Source organism: Gordonia sp. WA4-43 (assembly GCF_020520305.1).
Lineage (GTDB): Bacteria > Actinomycetota > Actinomycetes > Mycobacteriales > Mycobacteriaceae > Gordonia > Gordonia hongkongensis.
Map to the genome: position 1 here is coordinate 4892995 of NZ_CP084736.1, position 17546 is coordinate 4910540.

Sequence of the window (17546 nt, forward strand, 5' to 3'; positions counted from 1 at the left end):
GGCAACCGATCCCGGTGGGTGAGTCGTCGTCGGGTCGGTGGGTCCTCAGCCCTGTCCGACCGCCCCGGCGAGCGCTGTGCCGAAGGTCTTCGCGGTCGCCCGGTCGAGCCGGGAGGTGGTGACGCGCAGACCATTTCGCTGCTCGGCCCCGTCGACGGCGAATACCGTCCCGGGTTGCACGGCCCACCCCAGGCGCGCCAGTTCGACGCCGACCCGCTCCGCGGGCACCTCGGGCGGAAGATCGACCCACACGTTGATCCCGTCGGGCGGTCCCATGGTCGACGCCACCCCCCGGGCATCGAGCACGTCGATGAGAAGTCGTGTGCGACGGGCGTATTCGAGGCGTGCGGTGGCGATGAGCTCGGTCGTCGCCGGATCGGTGAGCAGGTGCGCCGCGGTGGTCTGCAGCAGGTGGCTGACCCAGGGGCGGCCGGAACGCAGCCGGGCGTCGAGCGCGGCGGCCGTGGTCGGGTCGGCATCGACGAGCGCGACCCGCAGATCCGGACCCAGGAATTTCGCGACGGACCGGACGACCGCCCAGTGTCGGCTGTTGTCCGGGATCACCCGCTGATAGTCGCGAACCGACAGCAGTGAGAAGTGGTCGTCTTCGATGACGAGCACCTCGGGGTATCGCTCGAGAACCGTGCGTAGTTCATCGGCACGAGCCGCGGAGAGGGCGATCCCGCCGGGGTTGTGGCCACGGCAGGTGACGATGACCGCTCGGGCGCCCGCTCCGAGCGCCCGCGCCAGATGATCGGGCCGCATGCCGTGCTCGTCGAGCTCCACGGGCAGCGCGCGGTACCCGTTGACGCGGATCGTGCCGACGCTGGCGAGGAAGCACGGATTCTCCACTGCGACGCAGTCGCCGCGGACGAGGTGGGTGTTCAGCAGCCGCTCCATCGCGTCGACGGCTCCGTGGGTCGCGATGAGTTCCCCCCGTTGCGGGTGCTCACCGAACAGCACCGACGCCGCCTCCCGCAGTGCCGGCGCCACCGCGGCGGTTCCGTACATCGTCGGTCGGTAGGGGGCCGCGGCGATCGCGGCGCGCAGGTCGGGCAGGAGATCGGGATCGGGATTGCCATCGGCGAGGTCGATGGTGTCCGCGGGAGCGGCGAGTTCACTGCCGGGGTGGAGCCGGTCGGCGACCACTGTTCCGCCCCGGCCGCGGGTGTCCGCGGCGCCCACCGAGACGAGCTGCCGGTACGCAGCGGCCACAGTGTTGCGGTTGACTCCCAACTCGGCTGCGAGTTCACGGATCGGCGGCAATGAGTCGCCCGGTCGCAGACGACCGGAGACGATGGCGTCTCGCACGCTCTGGACGATGGCCTGCACCGTCTGCCCGGTGATCACGACGCTCACCACGACCTCCCTGCTGATCAAGATCACGTTCTTTTGTCCTAGGACAAATGCTACGGTGGTCGCACGGCACCGAGATCAGGAGTTGTGCGCCATGAACCGAAGTCCCGAATCCGCCCGTCCGACCTGGGGTCGCCAGGTTGCCTACTGGTACGGCGGGCGACTGCCCGCCTCGATGACGGAGTGGGTCGGCAACGACCTTGCCGGTCCCGGTGCGTCCGTGCGGATGGTCGCCCGGTGGTCGATACCGTGCATCCTGCTCCTGCTGCCGATGTTGTTCGTCCCCGCCCCGTGGGGAGTGCGGATCACCATGACGATGCCGATCCTGCTGTCGTACCTGTTCTTCTCCATCGCCCTGAACCGGGTCTACCGTCGCTACCGACTGGTCCAGCACGGACTGGACCCCGAGCTCGTCAACGCCGTCGATCGTGTGAAGAACGCCGACCTGTACGCCGAGTACCACCGGAAATACCGCGGCGAGAACGGCCGGCCGGTGTCCGTCTCCCGGTAGGGGACCAGGCCGCGTCACGGTTACTCAGCCCCAGCTCGGCAGCCAGATCTGCTGCCGCCACAGGCCGGGCGAGATCGGGGAAGCGGTGAGGATCGGCCACAACCACACGAAGTTGGTGACGACCAGACCCACGTAGATCGCCACCACCATGATCGCGAGGGCCCGACGCTCGGGCCGAGCGCGGGCAGTCGCCGCAGCCGAACGCAGCAGGTCGCCGCAGCACAGCGCGAGGCCCATCACCAGGAACGGCGCCAGCACGGTCGCATAGAAGAAGTACATCTGCCGATCCAGGGCGAGGAACCACGGCAGGATCCCGGCGAGGTAGCCGACCAGGACCGCCGCGTACCGCCAGTCACGCCGCACGATCCACGACCACAGTCCCCACAGCAGCATCGGCAAGGCCAGCCACCAGAGAGCCGGTGACCCGATCAGCATCTGCGCGCGCACGCACTCGCCCGCGCCGCACTGGTCGGGACCGTTCTCGAGCGCGTAGAGCATGGGGCGCAGGCTCATCGGCCACGTCCACGGCTTGGACTCCCACGGATGCTGGTTGCCCGCCGAATTGGTCAGCCCCGAATGGAATTCGAGGATTCCCGACTCGTAGTACCACAGCGATCGCCAGGCGCCCGGGACCCAGGCGAACGGTCCGTCGGAGCCGATCGTGTTGCCCACCTGATAGCGGTAGACGGCCGTCTCGCTGTTGAACCAGGGCAGGTAGGTCAGGAAGTAGATGACGACCGGCATCACCGCGAGGCTCGCGCCGCTCGGCACGACGTCGCGCACCAGGGTGCCCACCCAGGGGCGCTGCACGTGGTACGCCCGGCGGGCGGCGACGTCGAAGCCGATCGCCAGTGCGGTGAAGAAGATGACGTAGTAGATGCCCGACCACTTGGTGCCGCAGTTGAGCCCCAGCATCACGCCGGCGACGAACCGGTACCACCGGAAGCCGAGGCGCGGCCCGAAGGGACTGTCGGCGATGCGGCCCTCGCGGTACACGCGGTCCATACGCGCCCGGACCTGGTCGCGGTCGGCGACGAGCGCGGCGAAGCCGGCCACGATGAACAGCGTCTGGAAGATGTCGAGCATGCCCATCCGCGACTGCACGAACAGCACGCCGTCGCAGATCGCGAACACACCCGCGATCGCTCCGACGAGCGTCGAACGCGTCAGCCGACGAACCGCACAGTAGATCAACACGACGATGAGGACGCCCGAAATGGCCGGTGCGACGCGCCATCCGAGCGGGCCGTAACCGAAGACCGCCTCCGAGGCGGCCAGCATCCACTTGCCGACCGGCGGATGCACGACGAGGCCGTACGCCGGGTTGTCCTCGATCCAGTTGCCGCCGGTCAGCACCTGCCAGCCCTGCGGGACGTAGTGCTTCTCGTCGAAGACCGGTGTGCCCTTGTCGGTGGGGTGGGTCAGGGCCCAGAAGCGGGTGATGGTGGCCAGCAATGCGATGACCACGCCGACCAGGAGTCCACGCCCGCGGTCGGGGGCACCGAAGAGCGGTGCGGGCACGTCCGGGCCCAGGCGAGGTGGCACCCGATCGATCCTAGTGGTCCCTCGTAAGCTGGCTGTCGATGAACGCCGCCCAGTCCGACTCGCCCCAGCTCGACGACGATACGACCGTGTCTCCTGACGCCACCGGGGGCGCCGATCCCGGTCCCGGTCACTCATCGGACGCGCGCGGCCGGCTGGTGTTGGCGGCCACCCCGATGGGACAGGTCGACGACGCCTCGCGGCGTCTGCGTGCGGCGCTGCGGACCGCGGACATCGTCGCCGCCGAGGACACCCGTCGCGCCCGTGCGCTGGCCGCGGCGCTCGATGTCGAGATCGGCGGACGGTTGGTCAGCTATTACGACCAGGTCGAGGCCGCTCGGACGCCGGGTCTTGTCAGCGCGATCGCCGAGGGGCAGACCGTACTGCTCATCACCGACGCCGGGATGCCGTCGGTCAGCGATCCCGGGTACCGCGTCGTCGTGGCATGCGCGGACGCGGGACTACCGGTCACGGCACTGCCCGGGCCGTCGGCGGTGACGACGGCCCTCGCGGTGTCGGCCCTGCCCTCCGAGCGGTTCTGTTTCGAGGGGTTCGCTCCCCGCAAGCCCGGCGCACGGGCCGCGTGGCTGCGTGAACTGGTGTCCCAGCCCCGGACCGCGGTCTTCTTCGAATCACCGCACCGGCTCGCCGACACGCTGGCGGCCGCGGTCGAGATCCTCGGTCCGGACCGTCGCGCGGCGGTGTGTCGTGAGATGACCAAGACCTACGAGGAGGTCCGGCGCGGCGGACTCGCCGAACTCGCGGAATGGGCGAGTGGGGGCGTCCGCGGCGAGATCACCGTCGTGATCGCGGGTGCGGTCGCGGCCGAACCCGACATCGACGACCTCGCCGATCGAGCCGAGGAACTCGTGGCCGGCGGCATGCGCCTCAAAGACGCCTGCGCCGCGGTCACGCAGGGTTCCGCTGCCTCTCGACGCGACGTCTACCAGCAGGTGCTTGAAAGACGTCGAGCTGATCCGGGCTGACGCGCAACTCCACCCGCGGCGCGAGGCGGTAGGGGCGGCTCGAGACGAGCGCGCCGACCACCCGGCGCAGCCGCGACAGTTCGGCGCGCACGCTCACCGTGTGGCCGTCGTCGCCGAAGAGCAGCTGGCTCAACCGCTGTGAGGTGAGGCCCTGCTCGCCGGCGTCGGCGAGCAACAGCAGGATCTGGGCGTGGCGACGGGTCAGGACGGTGCGCCACGGTTCACCGTCGCCGGTCACCGTGACCGTCGGCTCACCGTCGAGGGAGAGCTCGGCCAGGACCGGGCCGGACGGACCCGCCGGACGCACCAACCATCCGCGGCCCAGACGTTCGACCACACAGATCCCCAGTCCCGGCACGAACTGACGCATGTCGTCCGTCGGCACCGCGACGCGCACGGGCGGGGTGCAGCCGCGTCCTTCGGCCACCCACCCGTCGTCGTCGATGAGCAGTCCCGGTCCGTGCAGGCCGGCCAACTGCGCCTGGCCGGTGAACCGGAGTTCGGCGAGCTCTCGCTGGTGGGCGAGGGTGATCTCGTGTTCGCCGAGTGCGGCCAGCGCGGAGGTGAATGCCGATGCTGCCGGCTGCATCTCCATGGCCGGGCCCGCCAGGCCGGCGATGGCGATCATGTCCCCGGTGCGGTGGTCGTGCACCGGCACCGCGGTGCAGAACAGTCCGTGCAGCGAACTGTAGTAGTGCTCGGCGCCGAACAGCCGGGTCGGGCGCTGGAGATGGACCGCGAGGCCCACGGCCGTGGTCGCGGTGGAGTTCTCGTCCCAGCGGCTGCCCTCGACGAGGTCGAGTCGATCGGCCTCCGGGAGAACGGACGCGGAACCTCCCCGCCACAGCAGCACGCCGTCCGCGTCGAACACGCCCAGGGTCATCGACGCGTCGTCCGCGGACTGGGCGAACAGACGCTGCAGTGGCTGCACCGCGTCCCGCAGCGGGTGCGTGGCCCGGCGCGTCTCGAGTTCGTCGTCGGAGATGTGGCCCGGATTGTGCGTGTCGACGGTGGACCGGTGTCGACCCGACCGGACACGGCCCCATGATTCGACGACATCCCCCGGGACCTCGGCACGTGGGGTGCCGCCGGACATGAAGGCATCGTGGTCACGGCGCAGATCACGATCGAGCACCGCGAGATCGGTGGACGACCGGATGGGCACAGTCATGGCGGAATCGTACCCAAAGCGGCACTCGATCATGCCGATCCGCGCGACCCCACGATGCTCGCGGCCTTGTCTAGGCACTCCTGCCATTCCCGAGCCGGGTCGGAATCGATGGTGATCCCACCGCCGACACCGAGCGCGAGGGCCCCGTCGGGTGCGATCTCCACGGTCCGGATGGCGACGTTGAGGTCGAGGGCGCGGTCGGGTCCGGCCATGCCGATGGCCCCGCAGTACACGCCGCGAGCATCGGCCTCCCAGTCGTCGAGCAACTCCATCGCCCGCAGCTTCGGGGTGCCGGTGACCGACGCCGGCGGGAACGTCGCCGCGAGAACGGCGTCGTTGCCCGTGCCCGGTGCCACGATGGCCTCCACCCGCGAGACGAGGTGCCAGACGCCCGGGGCGGGCACGACCGACAGGAGCTCGGGTACCCGCACGCTGCCGGTCACCGCGATCCGTCCCAGATCATTGCGGACCAGGTCGACGATCATGATGTTCTCGGCGATGTCCTTGGCCGACGCCGCCAACGCGTCGGGGTCGGCGTGCGCGGGCAGTGTGCCCTTGATCGGCGACGACGTGATGATGTTGCCGGTCCGGCGCAGGAACGTCTCCGGCGACAGGCTCGCCACTGTTCCCCAGTCACCTTGTAGGAAAGCGGCTTTCGCCGGTGCGGTGGCGCCCGCGAGTTCGGTGAAGAAGTCGACGGGGTCGCCGCTGAGCGTTCCGGTGAAACGGGTGCACACACAGGCCTGGTAGACCTCGCCGTCCCGGATCGCGTCGAGGCATCTCGCGATGGCGGCGAGGTGCGGAACCTGCTCGGGGGCATGCCATTCCGTCGCCGACGATGGGGTGGTGGCGCTCGGCCGGGCCGAGGAACGGTCGCCGGCGGCACGGACGGTCGCCATCGCCCAGTCGGGGATGCCGGTCCCGACGGACTCCCATCGGCCGTCGCGGAGCACGAGCACGCCGTCGGTGTGCCCGCCGACGTTCGCCGGCAACGACGCCTCGTCCGGCCGCACCGGGAACCCGAGGTAGCCGAACCAGAACCGGTCGGGATCGTCGGGTGGGAGGCAGCCGGGCGTCAGTGCGACCGACGGTGCGATGACCGCGTCGGCGTCGTACCAGTCACCGATCAGCGCGGCCGGTGGCGGCAGGCGACGGGCGGCGGTCTCGGCGTGCAGGGCGCGGAGCACGTCGAGCGCAGGCGCTGCCGCGACCGGGCCGGGCAACGCAGATCCCACCCCGTTCGACGCGACCATACGGAGTGTGCGAGGTCAGTTCTCGTATCGCGGGAACACCGGAGTCGGCTTCGGCAGCACGGTTCCGGGTTCCAGCCGGCTCGCGACCGCGGTGAACTGACGATCGACGTCGGCGACGAGCAGATCGAGGATCTTGTTGGATGACTCCGGCATGACCGGCTGGCTCAGGAGTGCGACGATGCGCACGACCTCGGCGCAGACATAGAGAACCGTGCCGGTGCGCTCGAGATCGGTCTTGGCCAGCTTCCACGGTTCCTGTGCCGAGATGTACCGGTTGGTCTCGGCCAGCGTCGCCCACAGGGTCTCCAGCGCCAGGTGGATGGCCTGGTTGTCGATGTGGGCCCGCACGGCGTCGAGCAGGGAGTCGGCACGCGCGAGGAGCGCGGTGTCGACGTCGGTCAGTTCGCCCGGTGCCGGCAGGGTGCCGTCGAAGTACTTGCCGATCATCGACAAGGTGCGCTGGGTCAGGTTGCCGAACTCGTTGGCGAGGTCGGCGTTGATGCGCGACACGATCGCCTCGGCGGAGTACGAACCGTCCTGTCCGTAGGACACCTCGCGGAGGAAGAAGAACCGCACCGGGTCGAGCCCGAACTCGTCGATGAGGTTCTCCGGGTCGACGACGTTGCCGACCGATTTGCTCATCTTCTCGCCCTTGTTGAACAGGAATCCGTGTGCGAACACCCGCTTCGGCAGTTCGACGCCGGCGCTCATCAGGAACGCGGGCCAGTAGACGCAGTGGAACCGGATGATGTCCTTGCCGATGATGTGCAGGTCGGCCGGCCAGAAGCGCGCGAAGGCCTCCGGGTCGTCGACGAATCCGACGCCCGTGAGGTAGTTGGTCAGGGCGTCGACCCACACGTACATGACGTGTTCGGGATGGCCGGGCACCGGGACGCCCCAGTCGAAGGTCGTGCGCGACACCGACAGATCGGTGAGACCGCCCTTGACGAAACTGATGACCTCGTTGCGCCGGACATCGGGGCCGACGAACTCCGGCTGGGACTCGTAGAGCTCCAGCAGTTTGTCCTGGTATGCCGAGAGCCGGAAGAAGTAGGTCTCCTCCTCGGTCCAGGTGAGCACGTGTCCGGTGTCGGTCGCGACGCGGTCGCCGGATTCGTCGACCCGGGTGTCCGCCTCGGCGTAGAAGGTCTCGTCCCGGACGTCGTACCAGCCCGAGTACTTGTCCAGGTAGATGTCGCCGCGGTCGCTCATCCGCTTCCACAGTTCCTCCGACGCCCGCTTGTGGTCCTCGTCGGAGGTGCGGATGAAGCGTTCGAAGCTGGACCCGAGGCGTTCCTGCAGGGCCTGGAATCGGTCGGAGTTCCGCTTGGCCAGTTCTGCGGTGGGGATGCCCTCCGCAGCGGCGGTCTGCTGCATCTTCTGCCCGTGGACGTCGGTACCGGTCAGGAACCGGACGTCGAACCCGTCGAGCCGCTTGAACCGTGCGAGCGCGTCGGCGGAGATGTACTCGTAGGCGTGCCCGATGTGCGGAGCGCCGTTGGGGTAGGCGATCGCGGTGGTGATGTAGTACGGGCGTCCGCCGCCGTGGGACGCGCCGGACGGATCAGGGCTGGTCAGATCGGGTGCCATAGTGCCCAACAGACTACCGACCGCGCGCGACCGGACCCAATTCCGGTCCGGCCGATTCGGTCGGTCGTGGGTTTACGGAAATGGAGTGGGTTTGCGGCTCATGGAACCTGACGCTCAGTCCACCGGTCGCTGGTCCAGAATCACGACCGCTGTCCGGGCGACCATGTCGTCGGCATCATGGATGTACACCTGTAGCGCCGAAGTCGATGCGGTACCGGGGATTTCGGCGAGCGCCTGCACCAGCCTCGATCGGACGGCCGCGTCCGGGTCGGCGCCCAGGCGGTCGACGAGCAGGTCGACGATCCGTTCTCGATGTGCCTCGTGGCCGGCGAGGATCTCGGCGGCCTCGACGTCCCGGTCGCCGGCTGCGATGAGCTCGACCAGTGCATCGACCGCAGCGGCGACGCCGCGACGCCCGAGGGTCAGGGCGGCGATGCGTCGGACCACGGTGTCGGGGTCGTCGAGCAGGCCGCGCAACACCGTGGCGACCTCCGGGGTCTCGTCGACGGCGGCGAGGGCGGTGACCGCTCGGCGTCGGATCGACGGGTCGGGGTCCGACGCGCTGGTGGCGAGACGCTCGATGCCGCCCGGCCGCTGCGCGAGGGCCCAGCGCAGCGCGCCGGCGACGTTGGGATCGGTCTCGGCCAGCAGCGCGTCGGCCAGCGAATCCCCGGACACGCCCACCTCCCCGGCGAGCAGTGCGGCCTGCTGACGAAGGGCCGCATCCTCGGACTGGACCGCACGGAGCAGACCGATCACGCCCAGCACCGACGACCAGTCCGAGGGACCCGTCGCCCGGACATGTTGCAGGCGCTCGAGGAGCTGCGCGTCGGCGGCCATCCTCGCCTTCGTGTCGTCGACGAGCCGGTCCATGAGCGAGTCCGGCGCGAACTCAGGGTCGTCGAGCGCGAGTCCCACCTCCCGCAGCGACAGTCCGAGCGAGCGGAGACTCTCGACGTGCATCAGCCGTTCGAGGTCGGCGTCGGAGTATTCGCGATAACCGCCCGACGTCCGGCCCGTGGGCCGGACGAGTCCGAGCGAGTCATAGTGGCGCAGCATCCGGTTGCTCAGGCCGGTATGCCGCGCCACCTCGCCGATCAGCACCGCTATGTACCGTCCTCTGACTCGATCGTCGACGAATCCTCCGCCGCGGCATTGCTGTTCACCAACCGTGTCGCGTACTCCAACGCAGCGGCGAAGTCGCTGTCCGGGTCGTCGATCAACCGCTCGGTGGCGGCCACGTGTGCCCGTACCGTCAGATCGCCGCGCCTCTTCGCGGCGGTCAATGGTCCGGCGGCGAAGCCTCCGAGCCCGGCCAGGGCACGGCTGAGACTCCGCTGCACGTCCGTGCTCCCACGACCGAGTTCGCCGGCCAGTTCGTTCGCGAGCCAGGTCTCCCGCCCGGACGGGACCAGGCCGACGGCGGTCCGCCACGCGGCGCGCGCCACCTCGTCGTCCGTGTCGTGCAGGAGCGCGAAAGTGATCGACGTCCACGCCGATCGATCCCCGATCTTCGACAGGGTGTGCAGGGCCTGGGCCCGCGCCTGTGGGGACGCCGACCCCAGCTCGGTCACGAGTCCGGGAACCGTGAGATCGGCGGGCAACCGCGTGAGGGCCCAGGTCAGCATGTCCCGCACGAAGAAATCCGGCTCGACGCCGCAGCGTCGGATCAGCTCCTCGGCGTAGCCGGGATGGGGGTTGCTGCCCGCCGCCATCGCGGCACGCAGCCTCGTCGAGGCGTCGTCGGCGGCAAGCGCCGCCAGCAGGGCAGGGTCGGGCGCGTGGGTTGTCTGGTCGGTCATCGTCGACCACCTCCTTCGCCACCCATCTGAGCGCTTGACACAGTGAGAAGGTCAAGCTCCGAGAGCTAGATCTCCCGGCGATACGGTTCGCACCCCGGCGGGGCCTTCGGCGGTTCGCGGTATTCCAGTTCCGGAATGTGCATGGTCATCGGCGCGGATTCGAGCGTGAACTTCTCGCCGTGGTGCGCCAGGTCGATCGGCGGACCCGACAACAACCGGTACGTCGCATTGTCCTTGTCGACGGCCACCACGATCTTCGAGTCCCGGATGATCATGCGGAAGGACATGTAGGTCAACCGCTTCGGGAGCCGCGGTGCGAACGTGATGTTCCCGCCGAAGTCGCGCATACCGCCGAAACCCGCCACGCAGTCGGTCCAGGCACCGGCGAGAGCCGCGATGTGCAGGCCACTGCTGACGTTGTTGTGCAGGTCGTGCAGGTCGGTGAACACGGACTCGGCGAGCAGGTCGTAGGCGAGATCGGGGTAACCGACCTCGGCGGCGGTGACCGCCTCGCAGCAGGCCGACAGCGACGAGTCACGAACGGTCAGCGGGTAGTAGTAGTCGAAGTTGCGCAGCTTCTGCTCGGGCGTGAAGGCGTCCCCGAACAGGTAGGTCGCGAAGACCAGGTCGGCCTGCTTGACCACCTGCTTGCGGTAGAGGTCGTAGTACGGGTAGTTCAACAGCAGCGGATAGCGTCCCACCGAGGATTCGAAGTCCCAGGCGCCCAACAACGTGAACGACTCACACTGCTGGTGCACGCCGAGCGCGTCGTCGAAGGGGATCGTCATGTCGTCGGCGCACGCTTCCCAGTGCGCCGCCTCGGCGGTCGTGACCCCGAATTGCTCGGCGAGATCCGGACGGCGATGCACCGCCGCCACGGCGTCGCGCAGATTCTGTTGCGCCGCCAGGTTGGTGAAGGTGTTGTTGTTCACGACGGCGGTGTACTCGTCGGGACCGGTGACCCCGTCGATGCGGAACTTACCGTTCACATCGTGGTGCCCGAGACCGGCGAACAGTCGGGCGGTCTCGACGAGAAGTTCGACGCCGCATTCGGTTTCGAACTGTTCGTCGTTGGTGGCCCGCAGGTAGCGCGCGGTGGCGTTGGCGATGTCGGCGGAGACGTGGACGCCCGCGGTGCCCGCGGGCCAGTACCCCGAACACTCGTCGCCGTTGATCGAGCGCCACGGGAACATGGCCCCGCGTTGCCCCAGTTCGGCGGCCCGGGACTTCGCCTTGTCCATGGTGGAGTGGCGCCATCGCAATTCCTCGCCGGCGGCGGCGGGCACGGTGTAGGTGAGCATCGGGAGGATGAAACTCTCGGTGTCCCAGAAGGTGTGACCGTCGTAGCCGGGGCCGGTGAGACCCTTGGCCGGGATCGCGCGGGACTGACCGCGCGCGCCGGCCTGCAGGACGTGGAACAACGCGAAGCGAACCGCCTGCTGCAGTTCGGGATCGCCGTCGAGTTCGACGTCGGCGTCGCGCCAGAAGTCCTCGAGGTACCGGACCTGGTCGGCCTTGAGCGAATCCCAACCGGTCTCCATCGCCATCGCGAGGGCCGCGTCGACCTGGGCGCGCAGCGCCGGCACCGAGCGTCGGGCCGACCAGCCGTACCCCATGTACTTGGTGAGGGTGAGACTCTTGCCCTTCGGCACGTTGGCCGCGATGGTGAGCCGGGCCAGGTCGCCGTCGGCGCGGATGAAGGTGTCGGCCTTGTCGGGGAAGTAGATCTCGTGGTCCATGCCGGCCGCCATGTGCAGGCCGGACTTCTTGGTGTGGTGGACCAGCATGCCCCAGTAGTTGCGACAGGTGGCGAGGTCGGAGACAAGCGGGGCGTCGAGTGCCGCCGCCAGGCGCGGGTCGTTGCCCGGTGCCGGAACCGGCTCGTTGGCCAGGAGATCGGACTGCAGAACGAGTTTCATGTCCTCGTCGACCGGCTCGACCTCGTACCGGATCGCGGCGATCGTGCGTTTGGTGAAGGACACGAGGCGTTCGGACTTGATGCGGACCTTCCGGCCGGTGGGTGAGGTCCACACCGTGTGACGACGCAGGGTGCCGGTCCGGAAGTCCAGCGTCCGCTCGTGCTCCTCGGTACGCCCGTACCGAAGGTCCATCGGCTCGTCCTCGACCAGCAGCCGGATGATCTTGCCGTCGGTCACGTTGACGACGGTCTGTCCGGATTCGGGATAGCCGTACCCGCTCTCGGCATAGGGCAGGCCGCGCAGCTCGTAGAAGCCGTTGAGGTACGTGCCGGGATGATCGACCGGCTCACCCTCTTCGAAGGACCCGCGTAAACCGATGTGCCCGTTGGACAGTGCGAACAGCGTCTCGGTTCGGCCCAGCATGTCCAGATCGACGCCGCCGCGCCACTTCAGCTGCCACGGATGGATCTCGAAGCCGAAGTCGTGGCCGTGCTCGGCGGTCATGCGGGGAGCAATTCGACGAGGTCGTTAACGACGATGTCGGCGCCGGCGGCACGCATCGCCTCGGCCTGGCCGCCACCGACCCGGTCGATGCCGACGACGTAGCCGAAGGCGCCCGCGCTGCCGGCCGCGATGCCGGAGATGGCGTCTTCGAAGACGACCGCCGCGGCGGGCTCGACGCCCATCAGTTCGGCGCCCAGGAGAAACGAGTCGGGTGCGGGTTTGCCCTTCAGCCCTTTCGACACGATGTCGAGTCCGTCCACGCGGACCTCGACGAATTTCGACAGGTCTGCCGCATCCAGCACTGCTGCTCCGTTCTTCGAGGAGGTCACCACGGCGATCCGGAGACCGGCGTCGCGCGCCGCCTCGAGATATCGCACGGACCCCGGATAGGCCTGCCCACCGTCCTCGGCCAGGCTGACCAGGAACATGTCGTTCTTCCCGTCTCCGATCGCGGTCACGGTCTGCGCGTCGACATCGTCGATTCCGCGAGAGGCGAGGAAGGCCCGGACGCCGTCCTCGCGGGGACGTCCGTCGACGTAGTCCAGATAGTCCTGATCGGTGAACTCGACGAAGTCGGCGTGGTCTGCGCCGCCCGCACGGGCGGCGAGAAAGGCGTCGAACGCCTTCTTCCACGCCTTGCGGTGCAGCACCGCGGTCTCGGTGAGAACCCCGTCGAGGTCGAACAGTGCGACGGTGATCGAATCTGGCAATCCCAACACGCTTCGCCACGCTACCCGTCCCGGGCGACTCCGGCGCGATTTGCGTGGCCACCCCGGGCGTTTTCTGCCGGCCGCGGGCGCGCGATCGCACGCGTCGTCCCGGACAGCGGTTCCGCCGGCGACGCCTGCGCGCCCGAAAAGGCTTTGACCGGGCGACAACTGGAGGTGAGACGATGGTCCGATGACTCGACGATTCGCTCAGATCGATGTGTTCTCCGCTACCGGGACCGGTGGTAACCCGGTTGCCGTGGTGCTCGATGCCACCGACATCCCCGACGACCGGATGGCCGCGTTCGCGCGCTGGACGAACCTGTCGGAGACGACCTTCGTGCTGCCGCCGACCGACCCTGCCGCCGATTACCGTCTGCGCATCTTCACCCCGGACGGCGAGTTGCCGTTCGCCGGGCATCCCACCCTCGGCTCGGCACATGCCTGGCTGACGACGGGCGGCCGGCCTGCGGGGGAGGACATCGTGCAGGAGTGCGGCGTCGGCCTGGTGCGACTGCGGCGCACTGGTGCACGGCTGGCCTTCGCGGCGCCGCCGTTGCGGCGGTTCGGACCCGTCGACGCCGCCGTCGTCACCGAGGTCGCCGCGGCGCTGCGGGTCGACACGGCCGAGGTCCGCGCGGCCGAGTGGGTCGACAACGGGCCGGAATGGATGGTGTTGCAACTCGAATCGGGCGAGCGGGTGCTCGAGGTGACCCCGGACATCCCTGCCCTCGGCGATCACAAGGTCGGATTGTTCGGGCGGTACGGCTCGGGGGACGGAGAGGTCTTCGGCGAGGTGCGCGCGTTCGTGCCGGGCATCGGGGTACCCGAGGACCCGGTGACGGGCAGTCTCAACGCCGGCATCGCCATGTGGTTGCGAGCCAGCGGGCAGGCGCCGGCGTCCTACGTCGCCGCGCAAGGTGCGGCGCTCGGTCGGGCCGGCCGCATCCACGTCCACGACGACGGCGAGCACATCTGGATCGGCGGCGACACGACGACGGTGATCGAGGGGACGGTGACGCTCTAGTGGTGTCGGGACCGCACCGGATGGTGTCGGCGCGCTGTGCCAAGGTGGGTGCCATGACCGACGCCCCGGAGAACTCGGCGCCGGGTGATGCCGAGAGCGGTGGCGGCGAGACCCTGAGCAACAAGGCTGCCAAGAAGCGACGTCGACGCGAACCGCCACCGGACCCGGCGCCGCTGCCCGGCCTCGTCGACGCGCACACCCACCTCGCTGCATGCGGCGGACGCGACGCCGAGACGGTCCGCGCGATCTGCGACCACGCGCAGGGCGTCGGCGTCGGCCATGTGGTCACCGTCGCCGACGACATGGTCGATGCACGGTGGGCGGTCGCCGCCGCGGAGTGGGACGATCGCGTCTACGCGGCGGTGGCCCTGCACCCGATGCATGCCGGCGATCTGAACGACGAGACCGCCACCGAGCTCGAGCGGATGGTGCGTCACCCGCGAGTCGTCGCGGTGGGCGAGACCGGGCTCGACTACTACTGGCCCGGGAAGTCCGACGACTGTGCGTCGCCCGAGGTGCAGCACGAGACGTTCCGCTGGCACATCGACCTCGCGAAGCGGGTCGGCAAGCCGCTGATGATCCACAACCGCGAGGCCGACCGGGATCTACTCGACGTCCTGGCCGCCGAGGGCGCCCCGGAATCCGTGATCATGCACTGCTTCTCCGGTGACCGAAATGTTGCACGCGAATGTGTCGAGCGTGGGTTCATGCTCAGTTTCGCCGGCACTGTGAGCTTCGCCAACGCCGATGAGCTCCGGGTCGCGGCCGAGTTGGTCCCCGACGACCAGATCCTCGTCGAGACCGACGCGCCGTTCCTGACCCCGCATCCCTACCGTGGCCAGCCCAATCAGTCCTATTGTCTGCCGTACACAGCCCGGGCCCTCGCGGCCGTGCGTGGCGTGGCGGACGAGGAGATGGCTCGCATCCTCGGGGCGAACGCACGGCGCGTCTACGGCATCCCTTTGCCATAATCTGGCCGGTTCGTTATCGTACTGTGATCCAGCTGGCCGACGTGCTGATCCACTCGGCCGGCGTGGTGCCAGTGTTGCCTATCAGGATGTCGTGCCCTTGTCTTCTCTGCCCAACCCAGAGCTGCAAAACCCCGAACTGTCGAACCCGGAGCCGTCCGCTCCGACATCGTCGGGTTCGGTGTTCGCCAAGATCAACGGCTCGAAGTCGTTGCGTGTCCGTGTCGCCGTCGGCGCCGTGTGCGCCACCGTCGCGGCCGGCGGGGTCATGGGCGTCAGCATGCACAAGAACGTCGCGATCGACGTGGACGGCGACATCCGGCACGTGTCCACCATGGCGATGTCCGTCGAGAGTCTCCTCGAGTCGGAGGGGCTGGCGCCCGCCGACGGTGACAAGGTGAGCCCGGCACCCGACTCGGGCTTCGGCGAAGGCCAGACCATCAAGGTCAACAAGCTCAAGGAACTCACCCTCGACATCGAGGGCAAGCGCGAGACCATCGTCACCAACGCCTCGACCGTGGACCAGTTGATGGCCGAACGCGGACTGACCCACGCCGCGGAGGAGACCGCCTTCGGCGAGGAACTGCCGGTCGACGGCGGTCAGATCGAGGTCGCGCTGCCCAAGCCGGTGAACCTCGTCGACGGACCGGCCCGCAAGCGCCCGACCGTCGCCGCGCACACCGTCAAGGATCTGCTCGAGTCGCTCGGCACCCCGCTGGGCGCCGAAGACAAGGTCACCCCGGCCGCCGACACCAAGATCACCCCGAACCTCAAGATCGTCGTCACCCGGATCAAGACCGAGGACGTCACGCTCACCGAACCGGTCGCCCCGCCGGAGGTCAAGAAAGAGGACCCGACCCTCGTCCGCGACCGCAAGGTCGTCGAGAAGAAGGGCACGCCCGGCGAGGCGCGTGTCACCTACAAGGTGACCACCGTGAACGGCCGGGTCGTCAAGCGCGACAAGCTGACCAGCGAGGTGCTCAGCGAGCCCGTCGCGGCCACCGTTCGCATCGGCACCAAGCCGGGTGCGCCGTTCGTGCCGCCGGGATCGGTGTGGGACGCGCTCGCCGCGTGCGAGGCGACCGGCAACTGGGCGATCAACACCGGCAACGGCTTCTACGGCGGCGTCCAGTTCGACCAGAACACCTGGGAACGCTGGGGCGGACTCGAGTACGCGCCGCGCGCCGACCTCGCCACCCGCGAAGAACAGATCGCCATCGCGAAGAAGACCCAGGCGGTCCAGGGCTGGGGCGCATGGCCGTCCTGCTCGTCCAAGCTGGGGCTGCGCTGATCAGCGACTCGACAGCGGGTTCACCCGACGGCGCGCCCGACGCGGCTCCGCGTCTCCTCGGGCCGGCACAGATCCGGGAGCTCGCGGCGGAGGTCGGCGTCCGGCCGACCAAGACTCTCGGACAGAACTTCGTCCACGACGCGAACACCGTGCGAAGGATCGTCGCGGCATCGGGGGTCGGGCCCGACGACACCGTCCTCGAGGTCGGGCCCGGGCTGGGCTCGCTCACCCTCGCCCTCCTCGGGGCGGCGGGCAGGGTCGTCGCCATCGAGATCGATCCGGTGCTCGCGGAACGTCTTCCGGCGACGATCGCGGAGTATGCCCCGAATCGGCAGGGCAACTTCGAGGTCATCCTCGCCGACGCGCTACAGGTGACGCGCGACGACCTGCCGGTGGTCCCCACCGCGCTGGTCGCGAACCTGCCGTACAACGTGTCGGTGCCGGTCCTGTTGCACCTGCTCGGACTCTTCCCGGAGATCACCACCGCCCTCGTGATGGTGCAGGCCGAGGTCGCCGACCGCCTCGCCGCCGGCCCGGGCAGCCGCACCTACGGGGTGCCGAGCGTCAAGGCGCGCTACCACGGTCGCGTGAGCCGGGCCGGTGCGGTGGGGCGCAACGTCTTCTGGCCCGAACCCAAGGTGGAGTCGGGTCTCGTCCGCATCGAACGAACCGACGACCACTCGACCGATCCCGTTGTGCGGCAACAGGTGTTCGCCGCGATCGACGCCGCATTCGCCCAGCGACGCAAGACGATGCGATCAGCGCTGGCCGGCTGGGCCGGTTCGGCGGCCGAAGCCGAACGCCGGCTCCGTGAGGCCGGTATCGATCCGGGTGTGCGGGGCGAGAAGCTCGACGTCGACGACTTCGTCCGCCTCGCTCGCACGACCTGATCTCGACGCCGGGTCGCTGATCGCGGGAA

General features: G+C 69.0%; 15 protein-coding genes. 6 read left to right on the forward strand and 9 right to left on the reverse strand.

Translation table 11 applies throughout. The features are described 5' to 3' along the window. Positions 1–45: 45 nt before the first annotated feature. The gene (locus LEL84_RS22120) at positions 46–1359 is read right to left on the reverse strand and encodes an aminotransferase class I/II-fold pyridoxal phosphate-dependent enzyme (protein ID WP_226512788.1); all 1314 of its coding nucleotides are present in this window, start codon (positions 1357–1359) and stop codon (positions 46–48) included. Between the two features lie 91 nt (positions 1360–1450). On the opposite strand from LEL84_RS22120, the gene LEL84_RS22125 reads away from it, so the two are divergent. Further along, complete coding sequence (locus LEL84_RS22125) at positions 1451–1867, forward strand: DUF5313 domain-containing protein (RefSeq protein ID WP_068972385.1); 417 nt, start codon at positions 1451–1453, stop codon at positions 1865–1867. Between the two features lie 24 nt (positions 1868–1891). Here LEL84_RS22125 and LEL84_RS22130 read toward each other — a convergent pair whose 3' ends face one another. Beyond that, positions 1892–3421 carry a dolichyl-phosphate-mannose--protein mannosyltransferase gene (locus LEL84_RS22130; protein ID WP_137808968.1) on the reverse strand — a complete coding sequence of 510 codons (1530 nt, stop codon included), beginning with the start codon at positions 3419–3421 and terminating at the stop codon, positions 1892–1894. A 29-nt stretch (positions 3422–3450) separates the two neighbouring features. Between LEL84_RS22130 and rsmI the strand changes: the two genes are divergently transcribed. Further along, the gene (gene rsmI / locus LEL84_RS22135; RefSeq protein ID WP_226512790.1) at positions 3451–4395 is read left to right on the forward strand and encodes a 16S rRNA (cytidine(1402)-2'-O)-methyltransferase; all 945 of its coding nucleotides are present in this window, start codon (positions 3451–3453) and stop codon (positions 4393–4395) included. Here the strand turns inward: rsmI and LEL84_RS22140 are convergent. The 7 genes from LEL84_RS22140 to LEL84_RS22170 all read right to left on the reverse strand — a co-directional run bounded on the left by LEL84_RS22140 (position 4319) and on the right by LEL84_RS22170 (position 13353). After that, positions 4319–5566, reverse strand: a complete 1248-nt coding sequence (locus LEL84_RS22140) for a helix-turn-helix domain-containing protein (RefSeq protein ID WP_226512791.1) — start codon at positions 5564–5566, stop codon at positions 4319–4321. The two genes, rsmI and LEL84_RS22140, sit on opposite strands and share 77 nt — an antisense overlap. Positions 5567–5595: 29 nt before the next feature. Next, positions 5596–6819, reverse strand: coding sequence for an aminodeoxychorismate synthase component I (locus LEL84_RS22145; protein WP_226512792.1), 1224 nt, complete (start codon positions 6817–6819; stop codon positions 5596–5598). A 15-nt stretch (positions 6820–6834) separates the two neighbouring features. Further along, entirely contained in the window at positions 6835–8409 is a 1575-nt protein-coding gene (metG, locus tag LEL84_RS22150) for a methionine--tRNA ligase (RefSeq protein WP_159370382.1), read from the reverse strand. Positions 8410–8523: 114 nt separating this feature from the next. Next, the gene (locus LEL84_RS22155; RefSeq protein WP_226512793.1) at positions 8524–9513 is read right to left on the reverse strand and encodes a HEAT repeat domain-containing protein; all 990 of its coding nucleotides are present in this window, start codon (positions 9511–9513) and stop codon (positions 8524–8526) included. Between the two features lie 2 nt (positions 9514–9515). Continuing rightward, complete coding sequence (locus tag LEL84_RS22160) at positions 9516–10211, reverse strand: HEAT repeat domain-containing protein (RefSeq protein ID WP_226512794.1); 696 nt, start codon at positions 10209–10211, stop codon at positions 9516–9518. A 65-nt stretch (positions 10212–10276) separates the two neighbouring features. Continuing rightward, complete coding sequence (locus LEL84_RS22165; RefSeq protein WP_058251451.1) at positions 10277–12634, reverse strand: glycoside hydrolase family 65 protein; 2358 nt, start codon at positions 12632–12634, stop codon at positions 10277–10279. Beyond that, on the reverse strand, positions 12631–13353 hold the full coding sequence (locus LEL84_RS22170; RefSeq protein WP_058251450.1) for an HAD family hydrolase: 723 nt from the start codon (positions 13351–13353) through the stop codon (positions 12631–12633). The genes LEL84_RS22165 and LEL84_RS22170 overlap by 4 nt, the downstream gene beginning before the upstream one ends. Before the next feature lie 181 nt (positions 13354–13534). Here LEL84_RS22170 and LEL84_RS22175 point away from each other — a divergent pair, with 181 nt between their 5' ends. The 4 genes from LEL84_RS22175 (at position 13535) to rsmA (ending at position 17517) form a co-directional block, all read left to right on the forward strand. Further along, entirely contained in the window at positions 13535–14368 is an 834-nt protein-coding gene (locus LEL84_RS22175) for a PhzF family phenazine biosynthesis protein (RefSeq protein WP_226512795.1), read from the forward strand. 53 nt (positions 14369–14421) lie between these two features. Beyond that, a complete protein-coding gene (locus LEL84_RS22180; RefSeq protein WP_226512796.1) occupies positions 14422–15339 on the forward strand; it encodes a TatD family hydrolase in 918 nt (305 codons plus the stop codon). A 136-nt stretch (positions 15340–15475) separates the two neighbouring features. Next, positions 15476–16627: a resuscitation-promoting factor gene (locus tag LEL84_RS22185; protein WP_226514390.1), complete on the forward strand. Its 1152-nt coding sequence runs from the start codon at positions 15476–15478 to the stop codon at positions 16625–16627. Then, a complete protein-coding gene (gene rsmA, locus LEL84_RS22190) occupies positions 16591–17517 on the forward strand; it encodes a 16S rRNA (adenine(1518)-N(6)/adenine(1519)-N(6))-dimethyltransferase RsmA (RefSeq protein WP_226512797.1) in 927 nt (308 codons plus the stop codon). The genes LEL84_RS22185 and rsmA overlap by 37 nt, the downstream gene beginning before the upstream one ends. Positions 17518–17546: the final 29 nt, after the last annotated feature.